This window comes from Bradyrhizobium sp. 31Argb, assembly GCF_043638955.1.
GTDB lineage: Bacteria > Pseudomonadota > Alphaproteobacteria > Rhizobiales > Xanthobacteraceae > Bradyrhizobium.
Genome location: NZ_JBEGDB010000186.1, coordinates 1 through 15,873, shown reverse-complemented (window position 1 = coordinate 15,873; position 15,873 = coordinate 1). Strand labels below are relative to the sequence as shown.

Sequence of the window (15,873 nt, the reverse complement as noted above, 5' to 3'; positions counted from 1 at the left end):
ACAAAGCTCGCGCCAAACTCGGCCGCGCCTATCCAGCCACCCCCAAAGAGTCAAAATCACTGTGATAGACCACTAGCCGCCTGCCAGCAATGTTCAAGAAGGGCCGGAAAGGCGACATCATCCGCGAATGACTTAAGCTCCGGACCTCCGCCCCCTTGGACTTTGAGCACACGCATCTTATTGCTTGCGCGCACTGACTGTGGCCTTCCGCGTGCGTCTCCAAGCCGCGCCATTGCTGCTGAAGCAGGAGCGCCAGAGGAGGCGCCATCTCGATCCTGGATCGGGAAGGTCGTCTTGGGCGGTTCGATCGTACGCCGGCGAATAAAGCAATCATGATACGAGCCGAGGGAATTGAAGGCATCGAACTGGGACGGCGGGCCCGCAAGGTCTCGAATGCGAAAGTTGCAAACTTCGTCCAACTGTCACAATAGACGTCTAAAGACAAAACCGTGCGTCTCGGCGGGCGGCGAAACGAGATCTAGTGCAGTTGCGCTAGCGCTTCGATCCGATGGCAAGGAGCGATCAATTCGGCCGTGTTATGCGGGTTTCGCGTGTTTCAGGTTCGCGATCTTGGACGCTGTTTGCTGTTTCGGTAGTTCTCGCATCTTGCATTTCTGCGCCCATTTCCAATCCTGGCGCAGCAAACCCCGGCATTTCTGGAAAGAAGGCTGCGTCGGGCAGCCTGGCTTTCAATATTCCATCCCAGCCGCTCGGCACGGCGCTGGAAGTCTATGCTCGCATTTCCAGCCGTGAAGTCCTTTATGACGGAGCATTGTCCGAAGGACGTCGTTCCAGTCTCGTTGAGGGTATCTACACACCGGAAGTGGCGCTGCAGATATTGCTCGCTGGCACCGGCCTGTGGACAGACTTTAAGGATACCGATTTTTTCGTGGTTGGTCCGGTGCCGGCCGATGCAACAGTGCGGGGCGGCGCAACACGCCAGCCATTGGACCACAGGCGTTACTACGGTCTGCTTCAGGCGGGTCTTAAGGCTGTGTTTTGCGGAACACCCGCTGTGCCTGATAGCAGCAGGATTGCGGCCCGATTGTGGATCGGTCAGGCAGGACAAGTGTTGCAGGTGAAGACGCTCAGCTCCACCGGCAGTGACCAGATGGATCGGAGTGTCGACGCTGCCCTGCGCCAGATAAGCTTAGGTGTTGCGCCGCCCGCCGGATTCGCGCAGCCGATTACCATCGTCGTCTTGCCGAACGATCCAGATATGCGGCAGGACTGCGGTCGCCGCGTTCCAAGCAGGACCGGTCATGACTGAAAGCGGTCTGCTTGTCCTGCGTCAGCTATTCCTTACGAGCTACCAGGAACTCAAGGTGAAGCTTACGCGGCGGCTTGGGTCAGCAGATCTCGCCGATGATGCTGTCCAGGACACCTGGCTGCGTCTGAACCGTGCTGAGCACGTCGGCCATGTCAGCAGTCCGGTCAACTATTTGTACCGGATTGCGCTAAATGTCGCGCGCGATCGCATCCTTTCGGAGCGACGCTATCTGGACTCTGCCGAAATCGAAAAGATGCTCGATCTTGCTGACGAGACGGCGGACCCGGCCTCTATTGTTGAGGCACGTTCCGAACTGCGGCTTGTCGAGACGTTCATTTCGGAATTGCCCTCCCGTCAACGTGACATTCTCGTCGCGGCGCGTCTTGATGGCTTGTCGCGTAGCGAGATCGCAAAACGCCTGGGTATTTCCTTGAGCCTGGTCGAGAAAGAGCTGAAATCGGCTCACGAGTACTGTCTTGCCCGTCGCAAGCAAACACGAAAATAAAATGTGGATCGGAGCTCGAAAAACCGTCTTAGCGTTAGACATCTCTCGTGTGGCTCAAGCCACAGGAGCATCTGGACGGATAGGTGTCGAGGGTCGGTGCGGTGGACGATAGAGCCGAACGCGAGCTAAGGGGTGAAGCGGTCGCCTGGGTCCAGCATTTGGACTCCGGTCGGGTGACCCCTGCTGATGTCAAAGCCTTGAAGCAGTGGCGTTCACGAAGCCCGGACCACGAAGCGGCCTTTGCCGATGCGCGCCGGATGTGGAAGGAATTCGCGCCCGCGGCGCGTAGCTTGCGCGAACGGGGGCAATTGTCGCCTGCCTTGGCGGCACGGCCAGTGTCCCATTCGACCCTCAGCCGCCGTGCCGCCATTGGCGGGGCGCTCGCCACTGTCTCGGCCGCGGCGGCCTATGCCATGGTTTCCCCGCCGCTCGATCTTTGGCCATCAATTGCGGAGTTGGCAGCGGACTATCGCACCGTGACAGGTGAACAGCGTCAACTGGAGCTTCCGAGCGACGTCTCCATGCACCTGAACTCGCAAACGAGCGTAGCCTTGCGGGGCAACGACGGCGCTCGCATTGAGCTGGTTTCTGGCGAAGCCTCGTTCGTGTCCAAGTCCCAGCAGGAACGCCCTCTCATCGTTCTCGCGGCGAATGGCGTCATGACGACCAGTCGGGCCCATTTCGATGTTCGTCGTGCCGGGCAATCCGTGTGCGTCACGTGCGTCGGCGGTAATGTAAACGTCACGCTGGAATCCCAAGCGACGACGCTCGGCTCGGGCCAACAGGTCCGGTATGATGATCGGGGGCTTGGGCCTGTTGCGAGCATCGATATCGAACTCGTCACCGCCTGGCAGCAGGGTGTGTTGATCTTTCGCTCGGCTCCACTGGCCGAGGTCGTCGAAGAAATCAACCGATATCGGTCGGGCAGAGTGATCCTGATGGACCGAGAACTCGCGCGAAAGCCCATTAGCGGCCGCTTCCGCATCGATCATATGGACGACATTCTGGTGCGCCTGAACCAAGCCTTCGGGATCACAAGCCGAACGCTGCCGGGCGGCATCGTTCTGCTGACCTGAAAACTGGCGATTGCGGAACAGGCGAACGAGAAAAAATTTACGGTTTTGGCTCCGCCGATCAGTCTAGGGGTGAGCGCTTGCGATCGCATGGGGCGCGACCGATGACAGGAGCCGTTCGATGTCGATGATCCAAACCGCGAAGAAGCTCTCCAAGGCGGATCTGAAAGCACAGCGGGTTCCGGGACCGACGACCGCCAACTATGTCTCGCCATTGTCCACGCGTCGTGGCCGCGATCGCTTTGCGTTCCTGGCCGGCGTCAGTGTGACGGCGCTGTTGATGACAACCCTGGACGCTTATGCGCGGCCTCTTGGCGGACAGGCGCCGACACCATCGGCGGCGGCGATTGCGGCAGCACAATCGGCTCAACAGGAGGCCGCCCGCGCGGCGAGCCAGTCCTCCGATGCGCTCAAGCGGGCGACGCTCGCTATCCAGGCGCAGCAAGCCAGCCAGCAGGCGGCTCGTGATGCCGCGCGCGCCGCAGCGAATGCGTCCTCAGTCCCGAATGGCTTGGGCGCCGGCGGACTTCAGCGGGCACTCGGTGCCGCGCCGGGAACCGATTTGTGGCGGGGCGCGAATCTGCCGACGCAGTTCACCGAGGGCGATCGCGTCAAGGTCAATATCGAACAGACCCAGGGGAAGGCCATTCTCACTTGGGATACCTTCAATGTGGGTGGCCGGACGGATCTCACCTTCAACCAGCGGGGCAATCGCGATTGGGTTGCGCTCAATCGCGTGCTCGGCACCGACGGCAGGCCGAGCCAGATCCTCGGCAGCATCAAGGCCGATGGTGCGGTCTATGTCATCAACCAGAACGGCATCATCTTCGGCGGCGGAAGCCAGATCAATGTCGGCACGCTGATCGCCTCGACCGCGAAGATCACCAACGAGCAATTCCTGAGCGGCATCTATTCGAGCGGAAGCGGAAGCAATTGGACGCCAAGCTTCACCGACGCGGCCGCGTTTCTCAACAACGGCAAGGGCGGCGGCGTTGTCAAGGTCGAAGCCGGCGCGCAAATCGAGACGCATGCCCCGGCATCAGTGACCTCCAGCGGCGGCTTCGTGCTGTTGATGGGCGGGCAGGTCGTCAACGCCGGCTCGATCACGACGCCGAATGGTCAGACCCAGCTCGCAGCCGGTGACGACTTCGTGCTGCGCCGTGGTTACGGCACGGACGCCAACCAGTTCTCGACCACGCGCGGCAACGAGATTGCCCCGCTGTTCGACGCGGGCACGCTCGCAGGGCTTGTTCGCAATGACGGCTCGATCTTCAGCCCGCAGGGCGATATCACGCTGGCGGGTCGGGCGATCGAGCAGAACGCCATTCTCGTCGCCTCCACCTCGGTCAATACGCGTGGCACGATCCATCTTCTGAACTCGGCGACCGACACGCGCGGCAGCATCAGGCTTGGCTCCGGTAGCGTCACCACAATCATTCCCGAACTCGAGAGCCGGGAGACGGCGCTGAATTCGCAGCGCGATGGCTTGATCGATGCGTCCGAAGCGGCGAATCTGCTGCGAGCCACGACGCCGCTCGGGATCTTCAACAATCTCTCGACTCTGGCGGATCGGCTCGATCAGTCGCGGATCGAGATCGTCACGGGCGGTCAAGTCGTTTTCGAGGGCGGTACGACACCAGGAGCAGGCTCGCTTACGATCGCACAAGGCGGTCAGATTGCGGTATCAGCCGGGGGACGCATCTTCACCGAGACCGGTGCGACGATCGACGTCTCGGGCGTCCGCGACGTGTCCCTGGCAATGTCGTCGAACAACATCCTCGTCAATATCCAGGGCAATGAGCTGCGCGACAGTCCGGTCAACCGCGACAAGGACTACCTGAAGAACCAGGATGTCTGGGTTGATATTCGTGACCTGATCTTCGTGCCGGCCGGGACCGGGGGCTACGACACCGACCGCTATTACACGCCGGGCGGTCTGCTTGAAGTCGGCGGTCATCTCGCCAACACCGCTCACACGATCGGGGAGTGGGTCGCGCTCGGCGGCACCATCACGTTGTCGGCGCCTGAGGTGATCGCAAAGCAAGGCTCAGTGTTCAATATCTCCGGCGGCTCGATTCGCTACGAGGCCGGCTATATCCGCACCAGCAACTTTCTCGGACCGGACGGCCGGCTCTACAACATCAACGACGCCCGCGCCGACATGACCTTCTATGGTCTCGGCGAGGGCTTCATTCGCGAGCATGAGCGCTGGAACGTCACCGAGGTCTGGACCAGCCCCTTCGGCAAGGGCCGCGAAAGCGTGCGCTGGGAAGAGGGCTACACGGTCGGGCGCGACGCGGGGCAGCTCATCCTCTCGACGCCGACGGCGATCTTCGCGGGCGATATCATCGCGGATGTGGTTCAGGGTGAGCGGCAGTCCGATGCACGGCCGGAAGACGTCACCGACGGCTACAAGCTCGGCCAGACCCAGGTGGCGCAAGCGGGACAGCTTCTTGTCGGCAGCTATGGCGCGCTCGGGCGCATGGGCATTCACGACAGCGCGATCGTCATCGGAGGCGTCGAGGACATCACCCGAAGCCTCGACGCGTCCTCCGTCCTTCCCGCCAGCCGTACCAACACGTTATGGTTTGATGCCTCCCGCCTCAACGACCAAAGGCTCGGCGGGCTCGACCTCGCCACGGGCGACTCCATCGCGATCGACAGCGGCCTGACGCTGGCCGATGGAGGCTCCCTCGACCTCACCGCACCTGTCATCGACATCAGAGCAGGCGTTACCGTTCGAGGCGGCAGTGTCACGGCAAGCAACCAGCTTGTGACGCGTGAAGCTCGGGGCGACTCCGTCGCCACACGGAACACCGATCTGTCCAAAGACGGCGGCTCGAGCGTGACGCTGCATTCGGGAATGACGATCGACGCCCGCGGCATCTGGACGAACGCGCAGGTCGATCCGACCAATCTCTCCGGTCTCGCCTTCGTCGACGGCGGACGCGTCACGCTGCGCTCGACTGGCGACGTGACGCTGGAAGAGGGATCGCGGATCGACACCTCCTCCGGTGCCGCGATCCTCACCAACGGCAAGACCAAGGCCGGCAAGGGCGGAGACCTGTCGCTGCTCGCCGGCTACAACGGCGGCAGCGGCAACCTGACGCTGAACGGGACGATCACCGGCTATGGCGTCGAAGGCGGCGGCGCGCTGTCGCTGTCCACCGCGGGCTTCGTCGTGATCGGCGATGCAAGCTACGAGATCGGCTCGACACTTCCTGCGGGTAGCGTGGTGCCGGCCGATGTGACGTTGACGGATGCCTTGTTCATTCCGGCGGGCGCGCCGCTGCCGGCCGCCTACAGCCAGACCTTCACCACGGTCGCAGCGGGCGCCACTCTGCCCACCGACGTGCCCTTCATCACGACCACAGTGGCGGCGGAGTGGGTGGTGCCCGCCGGCGCAATCAGCATCGCGTACGTAAGGCCCGGAACCTCGGCCGTGGTAGCGGCGCCGGCCGGCACCGTCATCCCTGCCGGCTCGACGGTGCGTGGATACAGCGTACAAACACCTATTCTGCCCGGGGGCTATGTGCTGCCCGCCAACGCCTTTCCCTCGGGCCTGAGGCTGACCACGCCGCAGGCCGTGACCTACATGCCCGGGATGCCCGCGCCGGTGGACGTGACCATCGCGGCCGGCACGGTGATCCGGGCCGGAACGCTTCTGCCGGTAGAGGCCAAAATCGCGCCGCCGGCAACGCTCCATCTCGCCGACGATGTTCTGAGCCGCGGCTTCTCGAAATATTCGATCAACGGGCAGAGCGGATTGCTCGTGGCATCGGGCGCCGTGGTTGCGCCGATCATGCCGATCTACCGGTTCGATACAGGTGTCTACGGTGTACCGACCGGCAGCGATCCGTCGGACGCGCTGAGCGTATGGTTGCCGGACGTCTATATCGCCGACCCAATAGCGACGACGCTCACCCAGCGCGGCGGCGTCGATCTCGAATTGCTGTCGGGCCGCAGCGTGGACGGCGACACCAGCTGGCTCTCGGGCGGCGGTGTGACGATCGCCCAGGGCGCGTCGATCGCCGTCGATCCCGGCCGCAAGGTCAACATCGCCAGCGGCGGGCAGATCAATATCGACGGCACGATCACCGCCCATGGCGGCGAGATCACCGTCCTGAACGCCAACCGATTCAGCAATAAGGACGTCGGCGGGCTCTCGGTCTGGATCGGCGAGCATGCCCGGCTCGACGCCTCGGCGCGGGCGGTCACCGCGGTCGATGCCCGCGGGCGGGTCTATGGCGTGGTGCCGGACGGCGGCAAGGTCGTGCTCGGCAGCCTCGGCGGCGAGGACACGCTGTACGAGAACGCCTATCTGTCCGCCGACGCCTATGTCGTAGTGCGCGAAGGCGCGGTGATCGACGTCTCGGGCACCAACGCCGAGCTCGACATCACAAACATAGGAGCGGCCGGACAGACGAGTTACGCGCGCCGCATTGTCGCCAGCAATGGCGGCAGCATCGTCCTGGATTCCTATCAGGGCATCTACAATGACGGCACGCTGCTCGCCCGTGCGGGCGGCGCGGGCGCCTCGGGCGGCATGCTTACGATCAATTTCGAAGCGCCGATCTACAGCTACGCCTCGGGCGACATCGTGCCTTCGCGCCTGCAGGCGGGTAGGACGATACGGATCTCCCAGACAAGGCAGCGAGCGCGTTGCCGGCCGATCTTCAGGTTGGTGCGGCCCAGCAAGACCTCAGACCCGGCTACGCGAATCTCAGTGCCGAGCAGGTCGCGGAGGGCGGCTTCGGCACCCTGTCGCTGTTCGCGCGCACCGGAATCGTGTTCGAGGGCGACGTGAACCTTGCGGCAGGCCGCAGCATCGCGCTGCGCACGTCGGGCCTCTACAATTCCGTCAACGGCGCCCACGCGACGGTGTCCGCGCCTTACGTCAGTCTCGACGGACAGTTCATGCGAGAGGCCGGACTGTTCCAGGTGCTCCCCTCCATCCTGCCGGCCTATACGGCGACGGGGACACTGACCGTCGATGGCGGGCTGATCGACGTCGCCAGCCAGATGAACGCCTATGCCGCGAAGCTGACGCTCGACAGCCGGAGCGACCTGCGGTTCATGACGGGGACGCTCGCCGTGACCGGCGATCTCGATCTGATCGCGCGGCGCATCTATCCGGTGACCGGCGCCAAGGCGGGCCTCTATGCCGGCACGGCGGTGGATATTAGCAGCCGGCCGACGATTCCCTTCGGCACTGAGAACACCAGCACGATCACGATCGGGCGGCACGATGATGCGCCGGTCGCCGCGCCCTATTCGGTGTTCGGCTCGCTCGGTCTGACGGCTGGGACGATCCGGCAGGGCGGCAATCTGCTCGCTCCGCTCGGCACGATCTCGCTCGCCGCGGCTGACCCGCAGATGGTGACGCGAGGCCTCGTCGAATTCCTGCCGGGCAGCCTGACCTCGGTCAGCGCCAGGGGGCTCGTCATCCCCTATGGCGGCACGGTGGACGGCGTCAGCTTCACCGTCGACGGCAGCGAGGCGCTCTCCTACGACCTGCTCACCGGAACGATCGTCAAGGATGCCGACGGCAATTACCTCAACAACAGCAGCAGCGGGCGCCTCGGCATCACCGCGACGGGTCACAACGTCGTCAGCCATCCGGGCTCTGTGCTCGACCTCTCCGGCGGCGGCACGCTGGCGGGCGCGGCCTTCGTCTCCGGCCGCGGCGGCTCGGTCGACGTGCTGGTCAACGCGCTCGCCGACGCCAATCCCGGCTATGGCTACAGCTCATCCGGGAACCCGGTCTTTGCCATCGTGCCGGGCGCCGACATCGCGCCGCCGGTGGGCGGCTACTCCACGGCCTGGACCGGCGCCGCGCCGGGCATCGGCGAGCAGATCACGATTCCGGCCGGCGTACCCGGCTTGCCGAAGGGCACCTACACGCTGCTGCCGGCCAACTATGCGCTGCTGCCCGGGGCCTACCGCGTCGAGCTCGGCGCGCGCGGGACGACAGGATTTGCGGCGGCCCAGTCGCTGTCGAACGGGTCCTATCTGACGAGCGCGACGCGCGGCGTGGCCAACACCTCGATCGGCGACTCATTGCTGACCCGCGCCATCGTCACGCCCGGCGCGACTCTGCGCACCTATTCACAATACAACGAGCAGGGCTACGAGGCCTTCCAGCTCGCGCAGGCGGCGACCTTCGGGACGGCCCGTCCGTTGATGGCGGCCGACGGCAAGTTCCTGACCCTCAATCTTTCGACATTGGCTACGGGCAGCGCGCCGCGCGTGGAATCGGCACTCATTTTCGACGGCTTCGCTGATTTCACGCCAGGCGAGGGCGGGTATGGCGGAACGTTGGCGGTTTCCGGCGGTGGCGGTGCCAACCGTTCGTACAACACCGATATGGTGATCACGGGAGGGGGCAGCACAACAATCCGCAGCAGCAGCGTCACGACCGTTGCCGCGTCCGAGATCGCCGACGTCGGAGCGCCTAACCTCTATGTCGGCTCCGCGCCCGGGGCCAGTTATACTGCTGGAAATCCGGTCTTCGAACTCACGACCAACGACGGCCTTGTCCGCTCGCTCATCTTGGAAAACGGGGTTGTGCTGACGGGTTCGCAGGTCATCCTTGCCGCAAACCAGGACATCACGGTGAAGTCCGGGGCGTCGGTCAATACGCTCGGCCACGGGCTGATGGCGCCGGACACGGTCGCCACCGGCTTGTTGTTCAGCGCGCCGGCCCTGCTGGCGGTCTCGAATGGCTCGATCTCCCTCGAACCGTGGCGGTTGAACACGACGTCGAGGATCACTCTCGAGGACGGCTCTTCGCTCTACAGCGAAGGCTCGATCGCCTTCACCGCCGGCCAGGGAGTTGTCATGCAGGACGGCGCCCGTTTCGGAACGCGCGATCTCGAACTGGCTCTGCCCTATATCAATATCGGCACCGCGGAGCAGCTTGCGGCCGCGGCGTCCGCCGGCATCCTGCCGAGCGGGCTGTCGCTCGATCAGGCGGTACTCGATAGGCTGGTACAGGGCGATCCGGTCACCGGCGCGCCCGGAATGAAGAATCTTATTCTGGCGGCCGGAAACTCGGTCAACTTCTACGGCTCCGTGAATCTGTCCACGCTCGACGAGAACGGCGTGTCGGTCCTCGAAAGCTTCGTGCTGAGCACGCCCGCAATCTACGGCCATGGCGGTGCGAATGACAGCGTCACGCTGACCACCGATCGGCTGGTATGGTCGAGCCGTTCGCTGCGGACGGGTGCGACCGGTTCAGGCCAGCCGATCTATGGCCCTGCCGCGCCCGGCGCGATCATCGCAGACGGGCCGGGCACCGGCCACGGCATCTTCAATGTGGCGGCGCGCGAGATCGTCTTCGGCTATCTTGAGCAGTCGCGGCCGCTCAACACGGTCCAGTTCAACCGGCTGATGCTCGGCTTCGAGACCGTGAACCTCAACGCCTCGGAGCGCATCACCTCGAACAACCTCAACACGCTCGCCGTCTGGCAGACCGGGGCGAGCCCGACCTCGTCCTTCGATCCGGCCACCTATACCGGCGAGCAGGCAGCCTTGAACCTGGTCACGCCGCTGCTGACCGGCGACAGCGGCTCGGTGCTGTCGGTCTATTCCGGCGGCACATTGCGTGTCGTCGCCCCGCAAGGCGCGCCCGCCGGCGTCGCTTCGGCGGACTCGCTCGGCGCCACGATCAACCTCGCATCCGTCCAGGGGGCGGTCCAACTCGACACCACCGTCGTGCTGCCTTCCGGCAAGCTGACGGTGACGGCGGCCCAGACGCTTCAGATCGATGACGGCACACGCATCGACCTGGCGGGCCGCGCCATCCCCTTCAAGGACGTCACCAAATATTCCTGGGGCGGCGACCTCATTCTGGAGAGCGCGCATAGCAGCATCATCGTCCAGGGCGGCGCGACGTTCGACGTTTCCGCGGTGAACAACCATGCCGGTTCGGTCACGATGTCGGCGACCGACGGGGCCGGCGGCGGCGGCATCGTCTTCGTCAACTTGGACGGCACGCCGCTGCAGTCGATCGACGGCATGTTCAAGGGCTCGTCCACCGCAGGCTACGAGAGCGGCTCGTTCAAGCTCAGAGCGCACTTCATTGGCCCGACAGGCACCCAGAGCGAAAGCTTTGCGCGCATCAACACCGCCCTGAATGCAGGAGGGTTCTTCGAGAGGCGCGAATTCGCGCTCAAGCAAGGCGATCTCGCCATCGGCAACGAGGTGAGGGCGCGCAATGTCGTCGTGTCGGTGGACAATGGCAGCCTGACCGTCAACGGCCGGATCGACGCCAGCGGCGCGGCACCGGGCTCCATCCGGCTCTCGGCCAAGAACGATCTGACCATTGCATCCACTGCTGTGCTCGATGTGCATGGCACCGAACTGCAGACCGACAGCGATGGCGTTGCCATCGAGGCGAAGAACCGCGGCCGCATCGAGCTGACCGCGACGGCCGGCTGGCTGCGGCTCAACAGCGGCGCCACGCTGGACCTGAGCTCGCCGGACGGTGCGAGGCGCGGCAAGGTGGTGCTCAATACCGGCCGCACGGGCGAGACGAGCGGCGACGCGCGGATCGATGCCGCGGGCCCGTTGACTATCCGTGGCGCGGCGGAGATCGCGCTGAACGCGTTCTGGACCTATTCGCCGACCGATGCCGACGGCAGCATCGTGCAGGACAATGGCGGTGCCGATCCGGTGGGGGCGGACGGCGTGCTCGGTCTTAACCAGATCGGTGCGCGCAATGTGCTCTTCATCGACGCGGCTTTGGCCAATGCCGGTCTCGCCGGCCGCACCGCCGGCCTGTCCGCTTATGGCGACGCCTATCATTTGCGGCCGGGCGTCGAGATTGGTGGCAATTCATCCTCGAGCGGCAATCTCACGGTCAAGGGCAATCTTGATCTCGCGAGCCTGCGCACGTCGGACGAGACCTACAGTGCCACGGAATCGGGCTCGCTCGTCGTCCGCGCACCAGGCAACCTCACCGTGAACGGCAGCATCACGGACGGCTTCGGCAATCCTGTCGCGAATCCGAACGATGTGAGCAGCAGCACCGAGACGCTGACCAGCCCCCGGACGCTGACCGAGGCGATCACCGTCGCAGCAGGATCGAGCATTCCGCTCGCGACACTGGACTTCGACATCGTCCTTGCACAGGGCAATTCCGTTAAGCGCGGTGTCTCCATCCCGTTCGAGTTCACGGGTACGGGCAACATGGTCATTCGCGCCGCCGACACGCCCGGTGGCTGGACGTTGGAGGGGTCGATCAAGCTCGGCAACAACCTGTCGCTCGCAAATGTTGTAAACCGCAGCGTCGTGCTGCCGGACGGAACGACCTACAACTCGAGCCAGACCATACCGGTGGGCACCATCCTGCCGGTCGGGACCGTCATCAATGTCGGTGACGCCCCCCAAATGGTCATTCCGGGCAATTCGGTCTACGGGATAGGAACCAAGTTGCCGGGTTCGGGCGTAGCGACGCTTCCGGTTGGCACGGTCATTCCGAGGAATACAGACCTCGCCGCCGTCATCAGTAACGCCAGGGTCGCACTGCAGGCCGGCCAGACGCTGCCCTCCGGCGCCGTCCTGCCGACGGGAACGACGATCGTCTCGTTGGCGCTTATCGCCAACCATGCGGGCGCGCCGATGCTGGCGCCCGGCAGCCAATCCTGGTCGATCCGCCTCGTCAGCGGTGCCGACGGCACCAGCGCGGACACAAGTGCGGTGCAATCGCTCTCGGCGCTCGGGGCGGGCGGCAACATGCTGCTCTCCAACTCGCTCGTCAACGCGGCCGGCAAGGTCCTGCCGAGCGTGATCCGCACGGGCACGGGCGATCTCGATCTCATCGCCGGGCGCGACCTCACCCAGGACACGCCCTTCGGCGTCTACACCGCCGGCTCGCAGATCGATGTCGGCGGCGCCTATGCCGGCGTCACCTCGCAGGGCGGCTATTTCACCGAAAACGGCGGCGATCTGACGATCGCGACCGGGCGCAATCTCACGGGCTCTCTCTGGGTGGACGATGTTTCGTCTGCGGGCCAGAACAATTACTCGGTCGGCAACTGGCTGGTGCGCCAGGGTGATGCCACGACGCCAGCGGCCTGGGGCATCCGCTTCGGGGCCTATGGCGGACCCAATGCCAACCTCTTCTATGGCTTCTCCGGCTTCGGCACTCTGGGCGGCGGCAACCTGGCGGTTGACGTCGGCGGCAATGCCGGCGCGCTCGTCGCGATCGACAGTCCCGGCAGCGCGCTCCGTACCAGCACCGGCCTCGTCTTCGCGGTGGGCGGAAGCGGCCGCGTCACCTCGGTGACGAAGACGCCGGACGGCGTCGTGACCGGCGGCACTTTGCTGCAGACCGGCGGCGGCGATCTCTCCGTCGATATCGGCGGCCGGCTCAACCCGCTCACCACACCGACTGCTACAGACGATCTCAACGGCTCCTTCACCAATCTGCGCGGCGACATCGCCGTCAAGGCCGGGGCCATCGGCTCCGCGCTGCTGGCCTACGGCGTCGGCGCGCCGAACGATCCGCGGGCGGTCGATCTCTATCGGGCGACGATGCTCCAGACTGATGGCGGAGTCGGCGGGCCGGTGATCGTCATCGGCGACGGTTCGGCCAATCTTCAGGCGCGCGGCGACCTCGTCTTCGGCGGCGCCGGAGATCCCGGCATGATCTATCCCATCGGCATTTCCGTCACTGGCCCGGCCTTCTCGCTGTGGCGCTCGGACAGCGCGATCACGCTGTTCTCCGCGGGCGGCAACATGGTGCCGCTGAATACCTCGGGCTTCAGCCAGAACGAAATATGGGGCAGCGAGGACCAAACGAACCGGGCGATGCTGCCGCCGATCTTCGAAGCGGTCGCGGCGCAGGGCAGCCTGTACTGGGCAGGTCGGCAGCGGATCGAGTTGGCGCCGTCCCGCGACGGCTATCTGGAACTCCTGGCCGGCGACTCGATCTATGCGGCGGCGTTCCGCGTCGGGAGCATCAATACGGTCCCCGCGGCCGCCTGGAGCGTGTCCGGCGCGCAAACCGATCCCAATTCGATCCCCAATCCGTTCCGGCCGGGATCGAGCAACTCCTATTTCCAGTTCCAGCCGGATACCGTCACCACCAATCTGCACGCGGGCGACGACAAGCTCATCCGCGTCTACGCGCTCACCGGCGACATCGTCAATTTCACGCTCGGCGATCCCACACCGCAATTCGTGAACGGCGAATATCTGCCGCGTCATCGCACGGCCATGCCGGCCCACATCTATGCCGGCCGCGACATCGTCAATTTCGGCAAGAACGCCTATCGCAGCCAGACCACCGATCCAGAACTTCAGGACACGCCAAGCCTGATCCTGAACAACGACACGACCGATGTCTCGATCATCGAGGCCGGCCGCGACATCCTCTACGCTCAGGTGCAAGTCGCGGGACCGGGTTCGCTCGAAGTGATCGCCGGCCGCAACCTCTATCTCGGCGACAAGGGCTCGATCGTCTCGATCGGCGCTCTCGCCGCAGGCGATACGCGACCCGGCGCGTCGATCCTGATGCAGGCGGGCGCCGGCCCCAACGGGCCGAATTATGCGGGTCTCTGGGCCTATCTCGATCCGGCCAATCTCGCAATTGCCGGCACGCCGCTTGCCGACCAGCCTGGCAAGGTCGCCAAGACCTATGAGCGTGAACTGATGGCCTGGCTGGCGGAGCGTTACGGCTTCGCGGCATCGACCGTCGCGGACGCGCGCGCCTACTTTGCGGCGCTCGCGCCCGAGCAGCAGGCGATCTTCCTGCGCCAGGTTTATTTCGCCGAGCTGAAGGCCGGCGGCCGCGAATACAATGATCCGGAGAGCAGCCGCTTCCAATCCTATCTGCGCGGTCGCCAGGCGATCGCGGCTCTGTTCCCTGAGGAGGGCGCAAACGGCAATCCAATCACATATGGTGGCGACATCACCATATTCGGAGGATCCGGCGTGCGCACGCTCTATGGCGGAAGCATCCAGATGCTGACGCCGGGCGGCCAGCAAGTGGTGGGTGTCGAAGGCCAGGTGCCGCCGGCGTCGTCGGGCCTCATTACCCAGGGGCAGGGCGACATCGCGCTCTATTCCAAAGGCTCGATCCTGCTCGGCCTGTCGCGCATCATGACGACCTTCGGCGGCGACGTTCTCGCCTGGTCGGCGGAGGGTGACATCAACGCCGGCCGCGGCGCCAAGACCACGATCGTCTACACGCCGGCGCGGCGAGTCTATGATGACTATGGCATGGTCACTTTGTCGCCGGCCGTGCCCGGTTCGGGTGCGGGCATCGCATCGCGCAGTTCGGTGCCGGGCGTTCCCGGCGGCAGCATCGACCTCATCGCGCCCTTAGGGACCATCGATGCCGGCGAAGCGGGCATCCGTTCCGGCGCCGACGTCAACCTCGCGGCGCTCCAGATCGTCAATGCCTCCAACATCCAGGCGCAGGGCAATGTCACCGGCGTGCCCACGGTGCAGGCGCCGCCGGTCGCCGCTTTGGCCTCCAGCAGCAACATGACGGCAGCGACGCAGCAGGCCCAGCCGGCCGCGCCCAGTACCAGCGATCGTCCGTCGATCATCATCGTCGAGTTCCTCGGCTTCGGCGGAGGCGAGGGCGCCCCCAACGGTGATCAACGCCGTAAGGATGATGAGCGCAGCAGCCTTGAGCCGCAGGATTACCAGCCTGACAGCAGATTTCAGGTTGTTGGCAATGGCGAACTGACCGAGGAGCAAAAGAAAAAGCTGACCACGGACGAAAGGGGAAGGCTGTAGGGTTTGTCGGTTCGCTTCGCTCTGCCATGCGATGCTCTCATCCTCGAACCAGACCCTGCGGTTTGGGCTGATGTAAGTCGATCGCGGAAATCGGCCCGCCCCATTCGATAGCCACCGTCATTGCGAGCCAACGGGTCGCGCGAACGCGCGCCGGATGACAGGCTCCACGAAGCAATCCATGCCTCCACAAGCGGTGCTATGGATTGCTTCGCTGCGCTCGCAATGACGATGTGGTTGCTTTGGGTGCGACAAATCAACCCGACGGGCAAATC

General features: G+C 64.7%; 5 protein-coding genes. All 5 read left to right on the top strand.

All coding sequences use genetic code 11. The annotated features are described in order from the left end of the window. Positions 1-508 precede the first annotated feature (508 nt). Positions 509-1,270, top strand: coding sequence for a hypothetical protein (locus tag AAFX91_RS28305; RefSeq protein WP_394568822.1), 762 nt, complete (start codon positions 509-511; stop codon positions 1,268-1,270). Continuing rightward, a complete protein-coding gene (locus AAFX91_RS28300; RefSeq protein WP_130580180.1) occupies positions 1,263-1,775 on the top strand; it encodes an RNA polymerase sigma factor in 513 nt (170 codons plus the stop codon). The genes AAFX91_RS28305 and AAFX91_RS28300 overlap by 8 nt, the downstream gene beginning before the upstream one ends. An 83-nt stretch (positions 1,776-1,858) precedes the next feature. Further along, positions 1,859-2,851, top strand: coding sequence for a FecR family protein (locus AAFX91_RS28295; RefSeq protein ID WP_394568821.1), 993 nt, complete (start codon positions 1,859-1,861; stop codon positions 2,849-2,851). Between the two features lie 118 nt (positions 2,852-2,969). After that, on the top strand, positions 2,970-7,655 hold the full coding sequence (locus tag AAFX91_RS28290) for a filamentous hemagglutinin N-terminal domain-containing protein (protein WP_394568820.1): 4,686 nt from the start codon (positions 2,970-2,972) through the stop codon (positions 7,653-7,655). 110 nt (positions 7,656-7,765) lie between these two features. Next, entirely contained in the window at positions 7,766-15,601 is a 7,836-nt protein-coding gene (locus tag AAFX91_RS28285; RefSeq protein WP_394568823.1) for a filamentous haemagglutinin family protein, read from the top strand. Positions 15,602-15,873 lie beyond the last annotated feature (272 nt).

Bases quoted from the DNA above. Each gene is read 5' to 3' on its own strand.
- AAFX91_RS28300 (WP_130580180.1), top strand. From the start codon at position 1,263: ATGACTGAAAGCGGTCTGCTTGTCCTGCGTCAGCTATTCCTTACGAGC.
- AAFX91_RS28290 (WP_394568820.1), top strand. From the start codon at position 2,970: ATGTCGATGATCCAAACCGCGAAGAAGCTCTCCAAGGCGGATCTGAAA.
- AAFX91_RS28285 (WP_394568823.1), top strand. From the start codon at position 7,766: ATGCGAGAGGCCGGACTGTTCCAGGTGCTCCCCTCCATCCTGCCGGCC.
- AAFX91_RS28305 (WP_394568822.1), top strand. From the start codon at position 509: ATGGCAAGGAGCGATCAATTCGGCCGTGTTATGCGGGTTTCGCGTGTT.